This window comes from Janthinobacterium sp. Ant5-2-1, from assembly GCF_001445815.1.
Classification (GTDB): Bacteria; Pseudomonadota; Gammaproteobacteria; order Burkholderiales; family Burkholderiaceae_D; genus Janthinobacterium; species Janthinobacterium lividum_E.
In genome coordinates this window covers 95,924-112,346 of sequence record NZ_LNCE01000057.1, presented here as the reverse complement: position 1 = coordinate 112,346, position 16,423 = coordinate 95,924, and the positions used below count along the sequence as shown (strand labels likewise).

Here is a 16,423-nt window from a genome sequence, read left to right as displayed (position 1 = left end):
CATTTGATATTTTAAGTTTTACAGCGATCCGAAGATCGCTGCTGCACTTACATCAAATGCCCACACTTATCGACTGTTAATTGTTAAAGAACTGTATTCGGTGCTACTTTCGCGCTATCGACAAAGCGTTGTGTTTGTCAGCTGCGAAGAAGGAAGAGTATGAAGCGTTTGCAGCATTTCGTCAACCTTCTTTTTTCACCCTGCTTTACTCGGTATTTGCATGCGTCGTTCAGCGAGGGGGCGAATTATAGCCAAGCAACAGCGTGTCCGCAAGAGACATTTATGGCAAGACGAACGATTTCACCAGGGTCAGCTCACCAGCGGCCCGCATCGGCACCTGGAAGCTTTGCAGTTTTTCACGCGGCGTGCCTTCGTTGGTGATGATCGATATGCGGGCGACGGTCAGCATGGCAGTGTTTTCGCCACTGCCGTAGTAATTGACATAAACGTGATAGTTACCCTTCACGGGCGCGGCGCTGGAAAAGATTTCCGGGCCATAGCCGGTCGTCACGTCCACGTCCAGCGCGCCGCCATCTTTTAACACGCGATTGCCATACCAGGCGTGGCCACCATCCGGCGTGACCACATGCAGATCGAGGTCGGTGCCGGCACTGTCCCACGACAGCACGATACGCAGACGCGCCTGGGTCTTGCCCTGGTAGCTGTCGACAAACTGGGTGCGCGCGCGGCTCCTGCCATCCGGCGAGCGTACTTCCACGCTGTTCGAGCCGCTGCCGAAGCCATACGGGCGGCCGTAGCTGCCGTCTTCGCCCACTTCCATCGGCATCGCCACGCCATTGACCACCAAAGTAGCGGGCTTGCCCTTGACGGCACCCGCGATACGCCCCCGTATCTGCGCCGTTTCAGCCTGGCCCGGCTGCAGGTAGACCGACGCGGCGGGATAATTGACCGCTTGCGTATACTCTTCGCGCGCGCCGGCCGAATTGCGCCAGCCGCTCTTCGGTGCATCGATGGTGACCTGGGCCTGCGCCCAGAGTGGCAATAGCAATAACGGAATCCAGTAGCGGATAGGGGAACTCACAGGGCCTCCAGGTTAAGGTCGACGAGCCGGCGGGCCAGCCGCTCGACATATTCTTCGTCCTGGCCACGCGGATGGCGGCGCAGGCCAAGGTGTAAATATTCATGGGCCAAGGTGATGCGGTCTTCGCGCGTGGCCAGCGGCCGCATATATATACGGTTGCGAGACTGCTCCGAATACGGCGCGCCGCTCTGCAAGGCGCAGACCAGCGGCGCTTGCGGCGGCGCCTCGTAGCCTGCCTCGCGCAGCAGCACGCGCTGCCAGCGCGGCACGGACTGCGCCAGCCAATCCTCGTTCTGCGCCAGGCGACGGCAACGCGCGCCAGTGTTGCCAACGGTGCTCAGCGCGCCGCCAGGATAAGCCGCCGCCAGCAATTCATCATAGTGCTTGCCCTGTCTGGCTTGGCGCACCGCCTCGCTCCACGCCATCGTGCCCTCGGACGCCTGGTTGCTGTGATAGCGCACGGTGACGCCATCGACGATCAGTTGGTCGGTCCAGCGCGCAATCGCCAGCGCCGCCGGCGTGGCCGGGCTGGGACTGACGCGCTGGGTCGCGCTGCTGTCGGTGATCTGCTGGCAACCCGCAACCGTCACCGCGTTCTGCTGCAGATACGTGCGCGCGGCAATCGCCAGCGCCTTGGCCGCTTCCGGCTCATTAGTACTCGCTTCGCGATCAAGCACGCGCGCCACATATTCATTGACGCCGAAGCGGCCGCGCAATTGCGGACGGCCGCCCTTCTCTTGCAGCAGCATCAACTCGCCGCTGCTGCGCAAGGCCAGGTTCTGGCCATTATCGAATTGCACATGGTAGCGGCCATTGAGCGGGCCAGGTGCGGCCACGCCACGCTCGCCGCGCACGGCACGGATCGGATAGCGCTTGAAGTAATCGACCACCACACAGCCGCCATCGTCGGCCGCGCCCACTTTCGGCAAGCTGGCGGCCAGCCTGGGCGCCCACTGTTCAAAGACATTGCTGCTGCCGCCCGCGCCGCCAAACCAGATCGGCGTGCCGTCGGCCAGCCAGCCGGCCGCGCCGCCGATGCGTTTATCCGCCCGGCGCTGCTCGTGCCAGGAATACGTTTTGACGCGCAGCTGGCTTCCGAACCAGCGTGCCGTGCCGGCGCCGCGCCCATCGAGCACCACGCGCAGCAGCGCCGCTTCCGCGTCCACGCGGCTGGCGGCCGGGATGCTGTCGAGCGCGCGCAGCAGGCTGTCCAGGCGCACCGTGCGCTTTGGTGCCAGCTGCGCAGGGTCGGACAGCCAGGCAAAGTCGCCGGCCGGCGCACTACCCAGGCGGCCGGTCCAGTACTGGCGCCATGAGGCCGGCGCGATCATCAGCCGCTTGGGCGAGAAAAATGGGCCGCACGATTGCGCCAGCGCCGCGTCATGGCCGATGCTCTGGCCCGCATCGCAGCAATACACTTCTTCCGGATCGCGGCCGCCGCAGCGGTAATCCGGCATCGCCACCTTGTTATCACTCGCATACACATATACGAACAGCTTCCACAGGCTGGCCAGCGGCACTTGCCGCGCGCCGTCAAACGGCGGCGGCGCTGTGCCGCCCTGGCGCAGCTGCCGCACTTCCATCTTGCCGTCGCGCCACCAGGCCACGTCCAGCGATGCAGACCAGGCAGGAGCGGCCAGCAGCAAGGCAGCCATCAAAGCAGGACGTACAAAGCCCATCACTCGACCTTCAGCGCGCGCGTGGTCTTGCCGCCGCCTTCGAAGGCTTTCTGCTCCGGCTGGTACATGCCGTAAAAGCGCGCCGGCGGCAGCACGTAACTGCCCTTCTGCGCAAAGCGCAGCAAATGGCGCACGGTCACCTCGCCAGTCAAAGGCTCGACCGGCACGGCGTAGCCGTCGCGGCGCTCGGTGTGGCGCGCGCGTTCCAGCGCGGCCGGCTTGTCGCCCGCCATGACCATGCCCCAGGTAGTCGATTCGACCATCGCGCCAGGCGGCAGCGCCACTTCCAGCAAGCCAAAACGGTGCTTCGCGCCCGGCGCTGCTTTTAAAGTGATTTCATCGAGGTACAGCGCGTCCGTGCTGAGCGCTTCGCCCGGCTTGACCAGCTCCGTCGTGTAACCGCCCTTGCCCGCCTTCATGCGCAGGATGCGACGCTCGACGGCGACCGGCAAGGTTTGCGCTTCGGCCGCGTGGCTGTCGTACTGCAGCACGGCCACCGTGCCGGCCGACGCCGGTGCGGCGAGACGTAATTTATCCGGCGCGCCCTTGGCGTCCGTCCAGTGCCAGACCGGCTGGCCGCTGCGGCTGTCGCGTTTTTGCCAGGCGCCGTCCAGCGTGACGGCCGGCCCCTTGCCGAACGATGCACCGCCCAGCTTCTTTTGCACCCACATCAAGGTCATCGCGCGATCCAGGGTCGGCATCTCGGCGCGCACGCCGGCCAGCACGGCGTCGGCCTGGGTAGCCGGCACTTCGCCGGCCAGCATCAGCAAGGCTTGCGCCACCGGCGCTTTGGACTCGCGAAGCACCTGCCACGAGCTGGCCACTTGCAGTTGCAGCCCATGCGGCAGGGCGATGCCATTCTGGCTGGCCACCAGCGCCACCAGGCCAAGGCCCATCGCTTGCGCTTCGCGGTCAGATGCTCCGCCCAGCAGCAGGCTGCTCGTGTCGCCAGGTTGGCGCGGCTTGCCGCCCAGGACGGCAATCGCGCTGTCGTCCACCAGGCCCGCCGCCAGGGTCTGCGTGGGCAGGCCCATCTCGCGCGCCATCCACAGCACCAGCGCGCGGTCGCCCATCGCATCCTTCAAACCATGTTCGCTGTAGACGGCCAGCAGCTTGTTCCAATGTTCGGGCGGCAGCTCGATGTGCAGCGCGCGCGCCGCGTACCAATCGGCGTAATAGGCGTAGGCCGTCATCAATGCATTGCCGGCCGTGGCATTGCCCCACCAGCCGAAGACGGCGTTCGGACCGGCCATGGACACCAGGCGCAGGCGCTGCGCCGTGAGCAGCGTTTGCAAACGTTCGCTTGCCGCGCCCGCGTCCGGCCCCAGGCTTTGCGTGGCCAGCGCGAGCGGAATCAAACGGCTGGCCGTCTGCTCGACGCAGCCATACGGATAGTCGATCAGGTCGTCGGCGATGCGCGCGAACTGGCTGGCCGCACCCTGGGCGAACGAGACGCGGATATTGCGCGCGTCCGCCGGCAGCTTGAGTGGAATATCACCAGTGGCGCCATCGAGCGGCAGCACCAAGGAGCGCGGGCTGCTCCACGCGGCGGGCAAGGTTTGCATGGCCGTGTCCAAGGCGTCGACCAGCTTGCCACTCTGTTTCAGCTCCAGGCGCAGCGGCCCGCTACCAGCCGCCAACGGAAATTCGACGTAGTTGACACCCGGTTTGGCGGTCAATTTTTCCGTCTTCGGCTGTGCCCCGCCCGAGAGAACGACGTCGAGCGCCTGCTCCTTGCCCGTCTGGTTGAACACGGCCACCGAAGCGCGCGGCGCATCGCCAGCACGCATCCAGTCGGGCGCCGTCCACTTGGCATAGAAGTTTTTATCGGAACGCAGATAGGCCGTGCGCTGACCGACGCGCCCCTGTTCATCCATCGCGCGGCCCGTGATCCTCCAGCGGGTCAGCGCATCGGGCATGGTAAAACTCACGCGCGCATTGCCATTCGCGTCGGTCTTCAGCGATGGCGCCCAGTAGGCCGTATCAATATTGTCGCGGCGCGGACGTTCCAGCACCTTGACGCCCCGCTCGTTGTAATTGTGGCGCGCCGGCGCGCCGGCCGTGCGACCCTGCGCCATGTCGTAGCTGATGAAGGACAGGCTGGCCGTGGTGCGCACGTTGTTGCGGCGCGGGTGATAGAAAAAGTCGCCGATGTCCGGCGCGATTTCCGGCTGCAGCACATAGATCATTTCATCGACCACGCCCAGCGCCACCATGGTGCTCAGGGGCTTGCCATCGAGGGTCGCCTTCACGTCCAGCGTGACCTTCTCGCCCGGCTGGTAGACCTCCTTGTCGCTCTTGAACTGCAGCGCGATGCGCGGCTCGATCACTTGCAGGCCGGCGTTCTCGAATACGAAATCGCCATTGCGCGTGTACGCCACCGAGAACGTCATGTTCGGGCCATGCTCTTCTTTTACGGGGATGCGCACTATCCACTGCCGCGGCGCCACGCGCTTCGCCTGGTACCAGTCAGCGGCGCCTGCCATCAAGCCATGGTGTTCCACCTTGTCGCGCTCGAGCGTCAACAGCGCCTGGTCGACCTTGTCGGAGAACGTGATCAAGGCCTCTGCCGTATCGCCCGGACGATAGCGGGCGCGGTCCAGCACGATCTCGATGCTGCCCGGCGTGGTCTGAATTCCATCACCGGCGACCCAGTGGCTGGCGGCGGCCAGCAGGTTGCCGCGCTCGTCGCGCAGCGCCAGCTGGTACGAGCCCGATGCGGGGAACGTCACGTCCCAGCCTTTGGCGTTTGGATCGAACGCACCGTCGGTCTTGCTCTGTTTTTCCAGCTGCACCATCTCCCAGCGCACGGGCTTGGCCGCGCCCTGGCCATCGGCCAGCAAATCGAAATGCACGGCCTGGCCCGGATCGGAAAACTGGCGCGTGGCCTTCAGCTGGTAGCTGCTGCTCGAGCGTTCTATCATCAGCTCGCGCGTCGCCTTGACGCGGTAGGCCGCGCCATCGGTCGCCAGCACGGTCAAGATGTAGCGCGAGGGATCGGCGGCGGGCGGCAAGCTGAAGTCGACATTGCCGCTGCCGTCGCTCGTCACTTCCTCGGTCTTCAAGGCCACGGGGAACAGGCCACTGTAGCGCAGTTCGCCTTCGACCATGGTGTTTTGCTGGCCGCGCAAGGACAAGGTCATCTTTGCGTTTTTCACGGGTTTGCCATCGGGGTAGCGCAGCGCGATATTGCCCTTGACCGCCTCGCCCGTCTTGAATTCCGGCTTCGATGGCTGGACATTGATTTCAAAGTGCGGCTTGACGTATTCGGCCACGCGGAAAGCCGCGCCATACACGCCATCCTTGTAATTGAAACGCAGTTCATAGCCGCCGGCGGTGGCTTCCGTGGGCAGGCGGAAGCGCGTGTCGGCACCCGTGTCGCCGGACAGCTGCAGCGTTTGCGTCAGCAGCGGCGTGCCGTTCGGATTGAGCACGGTCAAGCTGATCGGCGCCGCGCTTGCCGCCTGCGAGTTGCGTGCGGAGGTAAATTCGCGTCCCAAAAACTTGACGTTGACTTCGTCGCCCGGCCGGTACAGGGGCCGGTCCGTCACCGCATAAATCTTGGTGTTGTAGATCTCGCTGTCATAGTAAAAATTCTCGGACACGAACACGCCGCCGGCGCCGTCCTGGCCCAACACATAGGTGTGTTCCGGGCTGCCGCGCTCGAGCGAGGCGACACCATCGGCACCGGTGACAGCCGACTGCAGCACGCCGGTGCCGTCCGTCCACGCCACATTGGCGCCCGCCACGGCGGCGCTGTTGTCGCGCCGCGCCGTCCATACCAGCATCTGCCCGGACGACACCTTGGTGACGGCCACCGTATCCGACACGAATACCAAAGTGGTGGCGCGGTGCTCGCCGATGATCGCTTCGATCAGGTACAAACCCGGCTTGCGTTTGCCCAGAGGGATCATCACGTTGCCGGCGCCGGCAACGATGAAGTCGCTGCTGGAGCCATCGAGCTTGACGCCTTTCGGCGGCGCGATGGCCTTGGCTTGCCAGATCGGATAGCGGAAGCTGTCGACCAGCTCCATGCCCTTGATCGGCTTGTACTGCGGATGGTTGGCGAACACGGTGCGCCGGCGAATCGCGTCGTTGGTCGCCAGTTGCGGCTGCTCTTTCGTGACCGCGAGGCGCGCCTCGCCGGAAAACAGCTTGCGCCAGGCCAGGCGCGACTGCTTCCACCAGCTATCCCACAAAAAGCTCAAGGTGTTGGCCAGGCCTTCGCCCTGATAATTACCCTCGACCTGGATGCGGTGCAGATTGCGCTGCTTTTTCAGGAATTCCATCGGTTCGGGCACGCGGTAGACGACGATGTCGGCGCCCGAATACGCTTCCAGATTCATGCGTCCCATGTCGCGGCCCGGCACCTCCAGGCGCACGCGGGCTTCATCAAGACTGCCGTAACTGGCGTCCGACAGCAGGAAGAAGGGTTCGCCCTTGAAAGTGGTGTAGTTGCTCGGCTCGCGCTGCTGCGCGGAGGCGCTGCCCAGCATGAGCAGCGCCAGCAGGCCGGCAAATAACAGCTTCATGACAGGAACGCCAGCCGGAACACACCGGCGAAATTGGGATTGTTGACCACAGGTTGCCACCGCGTGTCCTTCCAGCTCGTAAGTTCTTTGATATCGACGGTCCGCAGACCATTGTCGTCGGGGGTGACGGTGCCGGTGTGGTAGGCGATGCGCGCCCCCATCCAGACCATCAAATGCTGTTCGTCGCCCTGGTCGAAAAACAGCAGGTCGCCGGGCAGCGCCTGGCTGATTTCGCGGGCGATGAAGCGGCTGTTGTGCTGTACCAGCGCCAGCGCCGTGACGAAGTGGCCGACATTGCCGCCCGTCTGCACCCAGCGGTTGCGCAAGGCGGCCTGCTTCGCGTCCAGTTCCAGCTCGGGCGGCAGGCGCCGGTCGCTGGCGATGCCGTTCGCATGCAGCCACTTCGCGTCATGCACGGTGAGCGCCTCATTGACGGCAAAGCGTACCAGGCCGGCGCAATCGCGGTGCGTCCAACGCGGCGACGGGCCACGTTCGATCTGCGCGTTGACGATGCGCAGCATCCAGGCCTGGAAGGCGCGGCTCTGGGCTTGCGACAGCTGCACTTGCTGTTCGGCGGCCGCGCGCAGGGCCCAGGCGGGCATTGCCACGGTGGCGGCACAAGCCGCCAGCGATCGCAAGGCGGCACGGCGTCCATGCCGCCCATGCCACAGCGTCATCGCCCGGCCTCCTGCCATTCCAGCGCTTCCCACGACGTGCCGCTGGCTGGCTGCCGCTTGAGCACCATGCGCAGCGGCGGATATTTTTTCAAGGCGTTCAGGCGTGGCACCAAGTGTTCGTTGGCGGCTGCGCGCAGTACCGGCTCGTTATTCGCCGGCAGGGTGTCGAAGGCTTCCAGCTGGATCAGGCGGGCCAGCGACGCCGGCGCGATCAGGCCGATCGTGCGCGCGCCATCGGGCAGCAAGTCGCTGGCGGCCGGCGCCTGCTTGCGGCGCACGGCCAGCACCTGGTCCACCAGCTTGCCGTCGGCGGAAAAGACAACGGTATTGCCAGCCACGGCCAGCGCCGGCGTGGACTGGCCCAAGGCCGTGGCGACGCTGCGCTCCCAACGAACGGCGCCATCCTTCCCTGTGGTCTTGCGCACGGGGTCCTTGCCGCCGATGGCCGCCTCGAACAGGCTGCCATAGACAGCGTCATCGCCGGCCTGCGCACTGCGGGTGGCGACAAAAACCGGCGTATGCAGCCGCGAAGTGCCGTACCAGCAGGCGGCGGCGGGGCCTTGCAAGTGCCCGGCCAGCGGCGCCACCGGCTCCGATGTCTTGCTGCCCAGGCGCTTGAGCACGGGCTGCAGCGCGGTCCAGTCGACGGGTACGCTGAAACAGGCGCTCGGATTGTGCGGCAGCACGGGCCACAAGGCGCTGCTGTCGTAGCCGCCGTTTTTCAGTTTGTCGGCATTGAGCAGCACCTTCGATTGCCAGGCGCCCTGTTGAAAATCGAAGCGCAGCGCCTCTAACGCGCCAAAGAAAGGCTGGTAGCCGAAGGACAGGAAGTCCGCCTTGACGGCGATGCTGTGGCCCTCGGGCGCGGCGCTGTCGAGATGGAATTGCGCATGGAAGACGTCCTGTTTGGCCGGCTCCGGCGCCAGCAGGCTGGCCACGGTTTTCTCGGCCGTGCCATCGCCATGCTTGCCATCGCTGCCGCCATACAGCATGCCGGGATGGGACAGGATGACCAGGCGCTGGCCATGCGCGGCAAACAGCAAGGTGCGCTGGTAAGCGTAGTTCAGCGCATACACGGGCACCTGGCCGCCATCGACGCGCAAGCTGCCGGCCACGCGCATCTGCGTATCCTTCAGGGCGATCTTGCCCGCTTCCTCGAGCAAACGCGTGAGCTGGCTGCGCGACACGGCAATGGCAAAGTGCTTGAGCGAGCCGTCGGCGTCGCGCCATAAGGCCACTTCCGCCGGCTGGTCCAGCACCATGCGCAGCAACTGGTCGCCCCAGCCCAGCTCATGTTCATAGGCGATGCGGCGCAAACTGCCCTTCAGGCCCAGCTGGTCTTCGCTCTGCTCATAATAGAACAGGAAATCCTCGCGCAGCACGTCGCGCGCCAGCGGCACCGTTAGCAAGTCGCGCGGCAAGGCCGACAAGCTTTTCGTGCGGACCAGCGCATCGGGCCGGGATAAATCGAGCTTCAAGCCGTTGACCGGCCCCATCGCGCCCCAGCCAAACACCCGGTAGCCGACCAGTGCGGCGGCCACCACGGCCACGCCGGCCAGCGTCCCGACGAGGACTTTTTTATTGAGTACTTTTTTCGCCAGCACCTTGTATCCTTTTAGCCTGCCACAGCATTGACAAGTTGGTAATTATTGACAAATGGTAACATGGCATTTGTTGCCGCAGCGCACAGCTGACGCGACAGCGTAAAATAGCGGTTTCGCCGTTTTCATCGCCGCCATGACCATCCTGCTCTCCACCCTGAACGCCCGCTACACCCACGCCTCGCTGGGATTGCGCTATCTGCTGGCCAATATGGGGCCGCTGCAAGCGCAGACGCGGCTGCAGGAATTCGTCATCGGCACGAAAACCACGGAACTGGTCGAGCGCATCCTCATCAACAAGCCGCGCATCATCGGTTTTGGCGTGTATATCTGGAACGTCGAGGAAACGACCAAACTGGTGGCCATGCTCAAGCGCGTGGCGCCCGAAGTCGTCATCGTGCTGGGCGGGCCGGAAGTGTCGCATGAGGCGGGCGAGCAAGAGATCGTCAGGCTGGCCGACTACCTGATCACGGGCTGGGGCGACGTCACCTTCCCCAAGCTGTGCGGCGAGATCCTCAACGGACCAAAGCCGCTGATGAAGATCCACGCGGGCGTGCAAGCCCCGCTGGCGGAACTGCAGCTGCCCTACTCCTTGTATACAGATGACGATATCCGCCACCGCACGATTTACGTGGAAGCGTCGCGCGGCTGTCCGTTCAAGTGCGAATTCTGTCTGTCGGCGCTGGACAAGACGGCCTGGCCCTTCGCGCTCGAGAACTTCCTGGCCGAGATGGAATCCCTGCATGCGCGCGGCGCGCGCCTGTTCAAGTTCGTCGACCGCACGTTCAACCTGAATATCAAGACCAGCCTGAAGATCATGCAGTTCTTCCTGGACAAGATCGAGGCGAATCCGGACGACCCGATCTACGCCCACTTCGAGCTGGTGCCCGACCACTTGCCCGACGCCTTGAAGGAAGGCATCAGCAAATTTCCGCCCGGCGCGCTGCAGTTCGAGATCGGCATCCAGAGCTTCAATCCGGACGTGCAATCGCTGGTCAGCCGCAAGCAGGACAATCAAAAGGCGGCCGACAACATCCGCTGGCTGTGCGAGGAATCGAACGCCCACTTGCACGTGGACTTGATCGCCGGCTTGCCGGGCGAGGATGAAGCGAGCTTCGCGGCCGGCTTCAACAAGCTGGTGGCCTTAAAACCGCATGAAATCCAGTTCGGCATATTAAAGCGGCTGCGCGGCACGCCCATCATCCGCCATACGGAAAACTATGGCATGGTGTTCGACCCGCACCCGCCCTACACCATCCTGGCGAACAAGCAGCTCGATTTCATGAGCATGCAGCGCCTCGTGCGCTTCGCCCGCTACTGGGACCTGGTCGCCAACTCGGGCCGCTTCGCCAATACGGTGCAATGGATGCTCGGTGACGCGCCGTTTGAAAACTTCATGGATTTTTCGAACTGGCTGTATGCCCACACGGACGCCACCCACCGCATCGCCATGGAGCGCCTGGCCAAGCTGGTGGCGCAATGGCTGCAGACGCGCGGCATGAGCGCGCTGGAGGCCAACGCCCTCGTGGCCAGCGACTATGCGGGCGGCGCGCAGGCGGCCGCGCACGCCAAGCCAAGCGAAGTGAGTACTAGCAGCGCCAAGGTGCGTCCGGACGTCTCCCTGCCGCAGCGACAGGCGCGCCACCTGGCGTCCTGAGGGGCCGGCGATTGAACAGCGGTGGCGGTCTGCGCCATTCTCCCTTAAACTGGCACGATGCCGACTGTACAATCGCCGAAACTGACCCTCTCCCAGACCAGCTCCCAACAGGGAGCCCTTGTCACTGCCAGCGGCACCTGGCAGGTGCACGCGCTGGCGCATGACAATGCCATCAAGGCCATCGACGCCCAGCTCAAGCCCTTGCAGGGCGACACGAAGGCGCAATGGGACCTGTCAGCCATCGACAGCATGGACCATATCGGCGCTCAGCTGTTCTGGAATGCCTGGGGCAGGCAACGCCCCGCGCAGCTGACCCTGGCGCCGTCGCAGGAAGAGTTTTTCCGGCGCATCGAAGAAACGGGGCCGTTGACCACGCCGCCCTCGCGCGCCAACCGCCTCACGCCCGTGATGAAACTGGGCATGGCCATCCTGCTGTTTTTCGAACATTTGAAGGGCTTTATTGCCTTGGTCGGCCAGGTGACGCAGGATATCGGCCGCTTCGCGCGCCATCCCATGCGCGGACCATGGCGTGAAATCTCCGCCAACATCTTCCATGCGGGCTTCCAGGCGCTGGGCATCACGGCTCTCGTCGGCTTTCTGATCGGCGTCGTGCTGTCCTACCTGTCCGCGCAGCAGCTGCGCGCGTTTGGCGGCGACATCTACCTGGTCAACCTGCTGGGCATGAGCGTCATCCGCGAACTGGGGCCGCTCTTGGCCGCCATCCTCGTGGCCGGGCGCTCGGGCTCGTCCATCACGGCCCAACTGGGCGTCATGCGCGTCACGGAAGAACTCGACGCCATGCTGGTGATGGGCATTTCGCACGGTTTCCGCCTGATCATGCCGAAAGTGCTGGCCCTGGCCATTTCCATGCCCCTGCTCGTCATCTGGACGGATACGGCCGCGCTGATCGGCGGCATGGTGGCGGCCAAGGTGGAATTGAACCTGTCGGCCCGCTACTTCATCCAGAAGCTGCCGGACGCCGTGCCGCTGGCCAACTACATGATCGGCCTGGGCAAGGGCGTGATTTTCGGCATGCTGATCGCCCTTGTCTCGTGCCACTTCGGCCTGCGCATCAAGGCCAACACGGAAAGCCTGGGGCGCGGCACCACCACCGCCGTCGTCACGGCCATCACCGTCGTGATCCTGGCCGACGCCGTGTTTGCCATCGTCTTCAATGGAGTGGGCTACTGATGGCGGACGACACCGATATCGCTTGCGGCACTGGCAACGAGGGCCAGTTCAACCTGCACGGCAGCGCGCCAGTAGTGGAAATCACCAATCTGTGGACCAAGTTCGGCCGCACCGTCGTGCACCAGGACTTGAACCTGGAAATCGAACGGGGAGAGATCCTTTCCATCGTGGGCGGCTCCGGCACGGGCAAGACGGTGCTGCTGCGCCAGATGCTGGGCCTGGAACATCCGGCGCGCGGCTGCGTCAAAGTCTTTGGCGAAGATATCAACCGCGCAAGTTCCGACCAGCTGCAACAGTTGCGCAACCACTGGGGCATGCTGTTCCAGCAAGGCGCCCTGTATTCGGCCCTGACCGTGTTCGACAACGTGGCCCAGCCGATGCGCGAATTGCGCGTGCTGCCAGAAGCGCTGGTGCACGACGCGGTATTATTGAAAATGAATATGGTGGGCCTGGGCCCGGAACATGCGCTCAAGATGCCGTCTGACTTGTCGGGCGGCATGATCAAGCGCGTGGCCCTGGCTCGCGCACTGGCGCTGGAACCGAAGCTGCTATTCCTCGACGAACCAACGGCCGGCCTGGATCCGGACTTGTCGGAAAGTTTTGTTGCCCTGATCCAGTCGCTGCACCGCGAGCTGGGCTTGACGGTGGTGATGGTCACGCATGACCTCGACACCTTGTTCGCCCTGTCCACGCGCATCGCCGTACTGGCAGAAAAACACGTGATCGCCATCGGCCCCACGCGCGAGGTGATCGAAGTCGACCACCCGTTCATCAAGCAATTTTTCCTCGGCGACCGCGGCAAGCGCGCGCTGGCCGTCCTCGATGAAAAACAGGCGGCGGTGGCGGGCAAGGCGGCACAGCCAGGCGACGACGCCGGCACAGACAAGAAAGCGGAGAAGTAATGGAAAACAGATCACATGCCCTGATGACGGGATTTTTTACACTCACCCTGCTGGTGGCCGCCATCCTGTTCGGCGTCTGGTTCAACCGCGACCGCGTGGAACGGGTGCCGTATTTGCTCGCCACCACCCTGTCCGTGCCGGGCTTGAACCCGCAGGCGACCGTGCGCTACCGGGGCCTGGAAGTGGGCAAGGTCGACGCCATCGACTTCGATACGCAAAAGGCGGGGCAAATCCTCGTGCACATCAGCGTGGCGCCCGATACCCCCGTCACCAACACTACCTTTGCCACTTTAGGCTACCAGGGCGTGACGGGCATCGCCTACATCCAGCTCGACGATGAACAGGTGGGCTCGAAACTGCTGGGCACCAGCAAGGACAAGCCGTCGCTGATTCCCCTGCGCGCCGGCTTGCTCGACCAGCTGGAAAAACGGGGCAAGCGCATCCTCGACCAGGCCGAACAGATCACCAACAAGGTCAACAACCTGCTCAGCCCCGACAACCAGGCCGCCATGCTGGGCGCTTTCACTGAAGTGGGCAAGGCCGCCAAGGCCTTTGGCGCCATTCCGCAGCAACTGGAGCCCACCCTGACGCAATTGCCGCAGCTGACGGAACAGACGCGGCAAACCCTGACGGCCGTCAGCACGGCCAGCAAGAACGTGTCGGACCTGACGGCCACGTGGAAAAAACTGGGTAACGATATCCAGGCGCCCGGCGGCGTGCTCGACAAGGTCAATGGCACGGTCGACCGGGTCGGCACCTCCGTGGAAACGGTGGCCAATGGCGTGTCGCTGGAAGTCTTGCCACAGGTAATCGAGCTGAGCGGCGAGGCGCGTTCCTCGATGCGTGCCCTGAAAACCACCATGAGCACGCTCAATGAACAGCCGCAGAGCATCTTGTTCGGCGCCCCAGACATCCCGCCCGGTCCGGGCGAGCCCGGTTTTTCGGCACCGGGCAAATAAGGAGAATACCGCATGCCTATTCCACTCAATCTCAGCGCACTCATCCTGGCCGCCGCATTCCTGCTGGGCGGCTGCGCCAGCCGCGGTCCCGTCCCCACTTTCTATGATTTCGGCCCGGCCGCGCCGCTGGCAGCGGCAACAGCTGCGCCAGCCGTGCCCGTGCTGGTGATCGCCGACGCCAACGGTCCATCCTGGCTCGACAGCCAGCGCATGTATTACCGGCTGCTGTACGCCGATGCGCAGCAATCGCGGCCGTACGCCTACAACCGCTGGAACACGCCGCCGCTCCAACTGCTGAGCCAGCGCCTGAAAACCCGCGTGGCGCAAAGCGGCGTGAAAGTGCTGTCGACCACGGACGCGGCCGCCGGTATGCCCCTGCTGCGCATCGACGTCGATGATTTTTCGCAAAACTTCGATACGCAGACGCAAAGCAGCGGCCACGTGTCGCTGCGCGCCTCGCTGTTTCGCGGCCACCGCCTGATCGACCAGAAAACCTTCAGCCGCAGCGGACCGGCCGGCAGCGCCGATGCGCAAGGGGGCGCGCAGGCGCTGGCGGCGGCTTCGGACGCCATCGCCGCCGACCTGCTGACCTGGCTGGGCACGCTGAATATCACGAAAGAATGACCGACCCCGCATCCCCAGCCAGCCCGGCGGCACCGCTGCCGCCGGTCCGTTCCTCGCCCGTATCGCGCGCGACCCTGCTCGCCTACGTCTTCCTGATCGTGTACGCCAGCTGGTTCCCGTTCACGGGCTGGCACAGCAATGGCCTGTCGCCGCTGACGTTCCTGGAAAACACGCGCATGCCCCGCTACTGGACGGGCTTTGACGTGGGCATCAACGTCGTCGGCTACATCCCGCTGGGCGCGCTGATCGTGTATTCGCTGTTTCCAAGGATCACGGGTTTCTTTGCCGTCATCGTCGCCAGCCTGTGCGGCATGTTCATTTCCGGCAGCATGGAAGCCGTGCAAACCTATTTGCCCAGCCGCGTATCGTCGAATCTGGACTTTTATACGAATGCGGCCGGCTGCTTTATCGGTTCCATCATCGGCGCCTTGACGGCGCGCAAGCTGCTCGACCATAGCCATTTGTACCGCTTGCGCCAGCGCTGGTTTGCCCAGCACGCCAGCCAGGGCCTGGTGCTGGTGGCCTTGTGGCCGCTGGCGCAAATCTATCCGCAAGGCTATCTGTTCGGCCTGGGCCAGTTGCTGCCCATCCTGTCGGACTGGCTGTCGCAGCTGGCCGGCGTCGACATCGACCTGGCCACGTATCTGCGTCCCGACGTGGTCTTGACGGTCGAGCAATATTGGCTTTCGGAAACCATCATCACGGCTTGCGGCATGACGGGCGCCGTGCTGACCTTGCTGTGCCTGCTACGCCGCGCCGCGCCGCGCACGATATTAATGCTGATCCTGATCGCCGCCGCCTTGACCGTGCGTTCGATGGCCAGCGCGCTGCTGTTTTCCCCGGAAAACGCCTTCGTCTGGATCACACCGGGCGCCCAGGGCGGCTTTTTGATCGGCCTGATCATGCTGGGCGGCCTGGCGTTCGCGCCGCACGTGGCGCAGCGCCGCATCGCGGCCGCCACCTTGCTGCTGAGCTTGGTGATGGTGAATACGACGCCGATCAACCCGTATTTCATGTCAACCTTGCAAGGCTGGGTACAAGGCAAGTTCCTCAATTTCAATGGCGCGGCGCAATTCCTCGCCTTGCTGTGGCCCTTCATGGCCCTGTGGTTCCTGTGCCTGCCCTCGCACCGCCTGAACCGGCAGGAAGATGTGCAGCGCCAGCGTCGCGAAGACCACCCATAAGCGTTATCATGGCGCATTGATGATCAGCAGGAGCATAGTATGAGCGACGCACCGTATTTTGAACGCCACGTTTTTTTCTGCATGAATAAACGTGAAGACGGCCGCAACAGTTGCGGCGACCATGGCGCGGAAGCGGCGCAAAAGCATTGCAAGCGCCGCATCAAGGAACTCGACATGAATGGCGCGGGCAAGATCCGCATCAACCAGGCCGGCTGCATGGACCGCTGCGAAGAAGGCCCGCTGCTGGTGATCTATCCGGAAGCGACCTGGTACACCTATGTCGACACCAGTGATATCGATGAAATCATCGATACGCACCTGGTGGGCGGCAAAATCGTCGAACGCCTCAAGATTTAATGCCAATTTAAGAGATAC

Annotated in this window: 12 protein-coding genes; 7 read left to right on the top strand and 5 right to left on the bottom strand. The window is 63.9% G+C overall.

The annotated features are described in order from the left end of the window. Window positions 1–280: 280 nt before the first annotated feature. From ASN89_RS19210 to ASN89_RS19190, 5 genes are read right to left on the bottom strand one after another with little or no spacing between them, the layout of a single operon-like run. Window positions 281–1,042 carry a DUF2135 domain-containing protein gene (locus tag ASN89_RS19210; protein WP_058050385.1) on the bottom strand — a complete coding sequence of 254 codons (762 nt, stop codon included), beginning with the start codon at window positions 1,040–1,042 and terminating at the stop codon, window positions 281–283. Continuing rightward, window positions 1,039–2,721: a DUF2300 domain-containing protein gene (locus ASN89_RS19205; RefSeq protein WP_058050384.1), complete on the bottom strand. Its 1,683-nt coding sequence runs from the start codon at window positions 2,719–2,721 to the stop codon at window positions 1,039–1,041. The genes ASN89_RS19210 and ASN89_RS19205 overlap by 4 nt, the downstream gene beginning before the upstream one ends. Further along, window positions 2,721–7,253: an alpha-2-macroglobulin family protein gene (locus tag ASN89_RS19200; RefSeq protein ID WP_200969081.1), complete on the bottom strand. Its 4,533-nt coding sequence runs from the start codon at window positions 7,251–7,253 to the stop codon at window positions 2,721–2,723. Before ASN89_RS19200 ends, ASN89_RS19205 begins: the two co-directional genes overlap by 1 nt. Continuing rightward, complete coding sequence (locus ASN89_RS19195; protein WP_058050383.1) at window positions 7,250–7,930, bottom strand: DUF1175 family protein; 681 nt, start codon at window positions 7,928–7,930, stop codon at window positions 7,250–7,252. Before ASN89_RS19195 ends, ASN89_RS19200 begins: the two co-directional genes overlap by 4 nt. Continuing rightward, window positions 7,927–9,534, bottom strand: coding sequence for a DUF2138 family protein (locus ASN89_RS19190; protein WP_058050382.1), 1,608 nt, complete (start codon window positions 9,532–9,534; stop codon window positions 7,927–7,929). Before ASN89_RS19190 ends, ASN89_RS19195 begins: the two co-directional genes overlap by 4 nt. Window positions 9,535–9,667: 133 nt before the next feature. On the opposite strand from ASN89_RS19190, the gene ASN89_RS19185 reads away from it, so the two are divergent. The 7 genes from ASN89_RS19185 to ASN89_RS19155 are packed head-to-tail and all read left to right on the top strand — an operon-like array spanning window position 9,668 to window position 16,405. Further along, the gene (locus tag ASN89_RS19185; RefSeq protein ID WP_058050381.1) at window positions 9,668–11,188 is read left to right on the top strand and encodes a B12-binding domain-containing radical SAM protein; all 1,521 of its coding nucleotides are present in this window, start codon (window positions 9,668–9,670) and stop codon (window positions 11,186–11,188) included. Window positions 11,189–11,245: 57 nt separating this feature from the next. Next, a complete protein-coding gene (locus tag ASN89_RS19180) occupies window positions 11,246–12,379 on the top strand; it encodes an MlaE family ABC transporter permease (protein WP_046683278.1) in 1,134 nt (377 codons plus the stop codon). Next, window positions 12,379–13,281 (top strand): ABC transporter ATP-binding protein, encoded by a 903-nt coding sequence (locus ASN89_RS19175; protein WP_046683277.1) that lies wholly within the window; start codon window positions 12,379–12,381, stop codon window positions 13,279–13,281. The genes ASN89_RS19180 and ASN89_RS19175 overlap by 1 nt, the downstream gene beginning before the upstream one ends. Further along, the gene (locus ASN89_RS19170; protein WP_058050380.1) at window positions 13,281–14,240 is read left to right on the top strand and encodes an MlaD family protein; all 960 of its coding nucleotides are present in this window, start codon (window positions 13,281–13,283) and stop codon (window positions 14,238–14,240) included. The genes ASN89_RS19175 and ASN89_RS19170 overlap by 1 nt, the downstream gene beginning before the upstream one ends. A gap of 12 nt (window positions 14,241–14,252) precedes the next feature. Then, complete coding sequence (locus tag ASN89_RS19165; RefSeq protein ID WP_058050379.1) at window positions 14,253–14,864, top strand: ABC-type transport auxiliary lipoprotein family protein; 612 nt, start codon at window positions 14,253–14,255, stop codon at window positions 14,862–14,864. Beyond that, the gene (locus tag ASN89_RS19160) at window positions 14,861–16,048 is read left to right on the top strand and encodes a VanZ family protein (protein ID WP_046683274.1); all 1,188 of its coding nucleotides are present in this window, start codon (window positions 14,861–14,863) and stop codon (window positions 16,046–16,048) included. The genes ASN89_RS19165 and ASN89_RS19160 overlap by 4 nt, the downstream gene beginning before the upstream one ends. Before the next feature lie 39 nt (window positions 16,049–16,087). Continuing rightward, window positions 16,088–16,405 carry a (2Fe-2S) ferredoxin domain-containing protein gene (locus ASN89_RS19155; protein ID WP_034781335.1) on the top strand — a complete coding sequence of 106 codons (318 nt, stop codon included), beginning with the start codon at window positions 16,088–16,090 and terminating at the stop codon, window positions 16,403–16,405. The last annotated feature ends 18 nt before the right edge of the window (window positions 16,406–16,423 follow it).

Excerpts from the sequence above, each read along its gene's own strand:
- ASN89_RS19205 (WP_058050384.1), bottom strand. The coding sequence starts at position 2,721 with ATGGGCTTTGTACGTCCTGCTTTGATGGCTGCCTTGCTGCTGGCCGCT.
- ASN89_RS19200 (WP_200969081.1), bottom strand. The coding sequence starts at position 7,253 with ATGAAGCTGTTATTTGCCGGCCTGCTGGCGCTGCTCATGCTGGGCAGC.
- ASN89_RS19195 (WP_058050383.1), bottom strand. The coding sequence starts at position 7,930 with ATGACGCTGTGGCATGGGCGGCATGGACGCCGTGCCGCCTTGCGATCG.
- ASN89_RS19185 (WP_058050381.1), top strand. The coding sequence starts at position 9,668 with ATGACCATCCTGCTCTCCACCCTGAACGCCCGCTACACCCACGCCTCG.
- ASN89_RS19180 (WP_046683278.1), top strand. The coding sequence starts at position 11,246 with ATGCCGACTGTACAATCGCCGAAACTGACCCTCTCCCAGACCAGCTCC.
- ASN89_RS19175 (WP_046683277.1), top strand. The coding sequence starts at position 12,379 with ATGGCGGACGACACCGATATCGCTTGCGGCACTGGCAACGAGGGCCAG.
- ASN89_RS19170 (WP_058050380.1), top strand. The coding sequence starts at position 13,281 with ATGGAAAACAGATCACATGCCCTGATGACGGGATTTTTTACACTCACC.
- ASN89_RS19165 (WP_058050379.1), top strand. The coding sequence starts at position 14,253 with ATGCCTATTCCACTCAATCTCAGCGCACTCATCCTGGCCGCCGCATTC.
- ASN89_RS19160 (WP_046683274.1), top strand. The coding sequence starts at position 14,861 with ATGACCGACCCCGCATCCCCAGCCAGCCCGGCGGCACCGCTGCCGCCG.
- ASN89_RS19155 (WP_034781335.1), top strand. The coding sequence starts at position 16,088 with ATGAGCGACGCACCGTATTTTGAACGCCACGTTTTTTTCTGCATGAAT.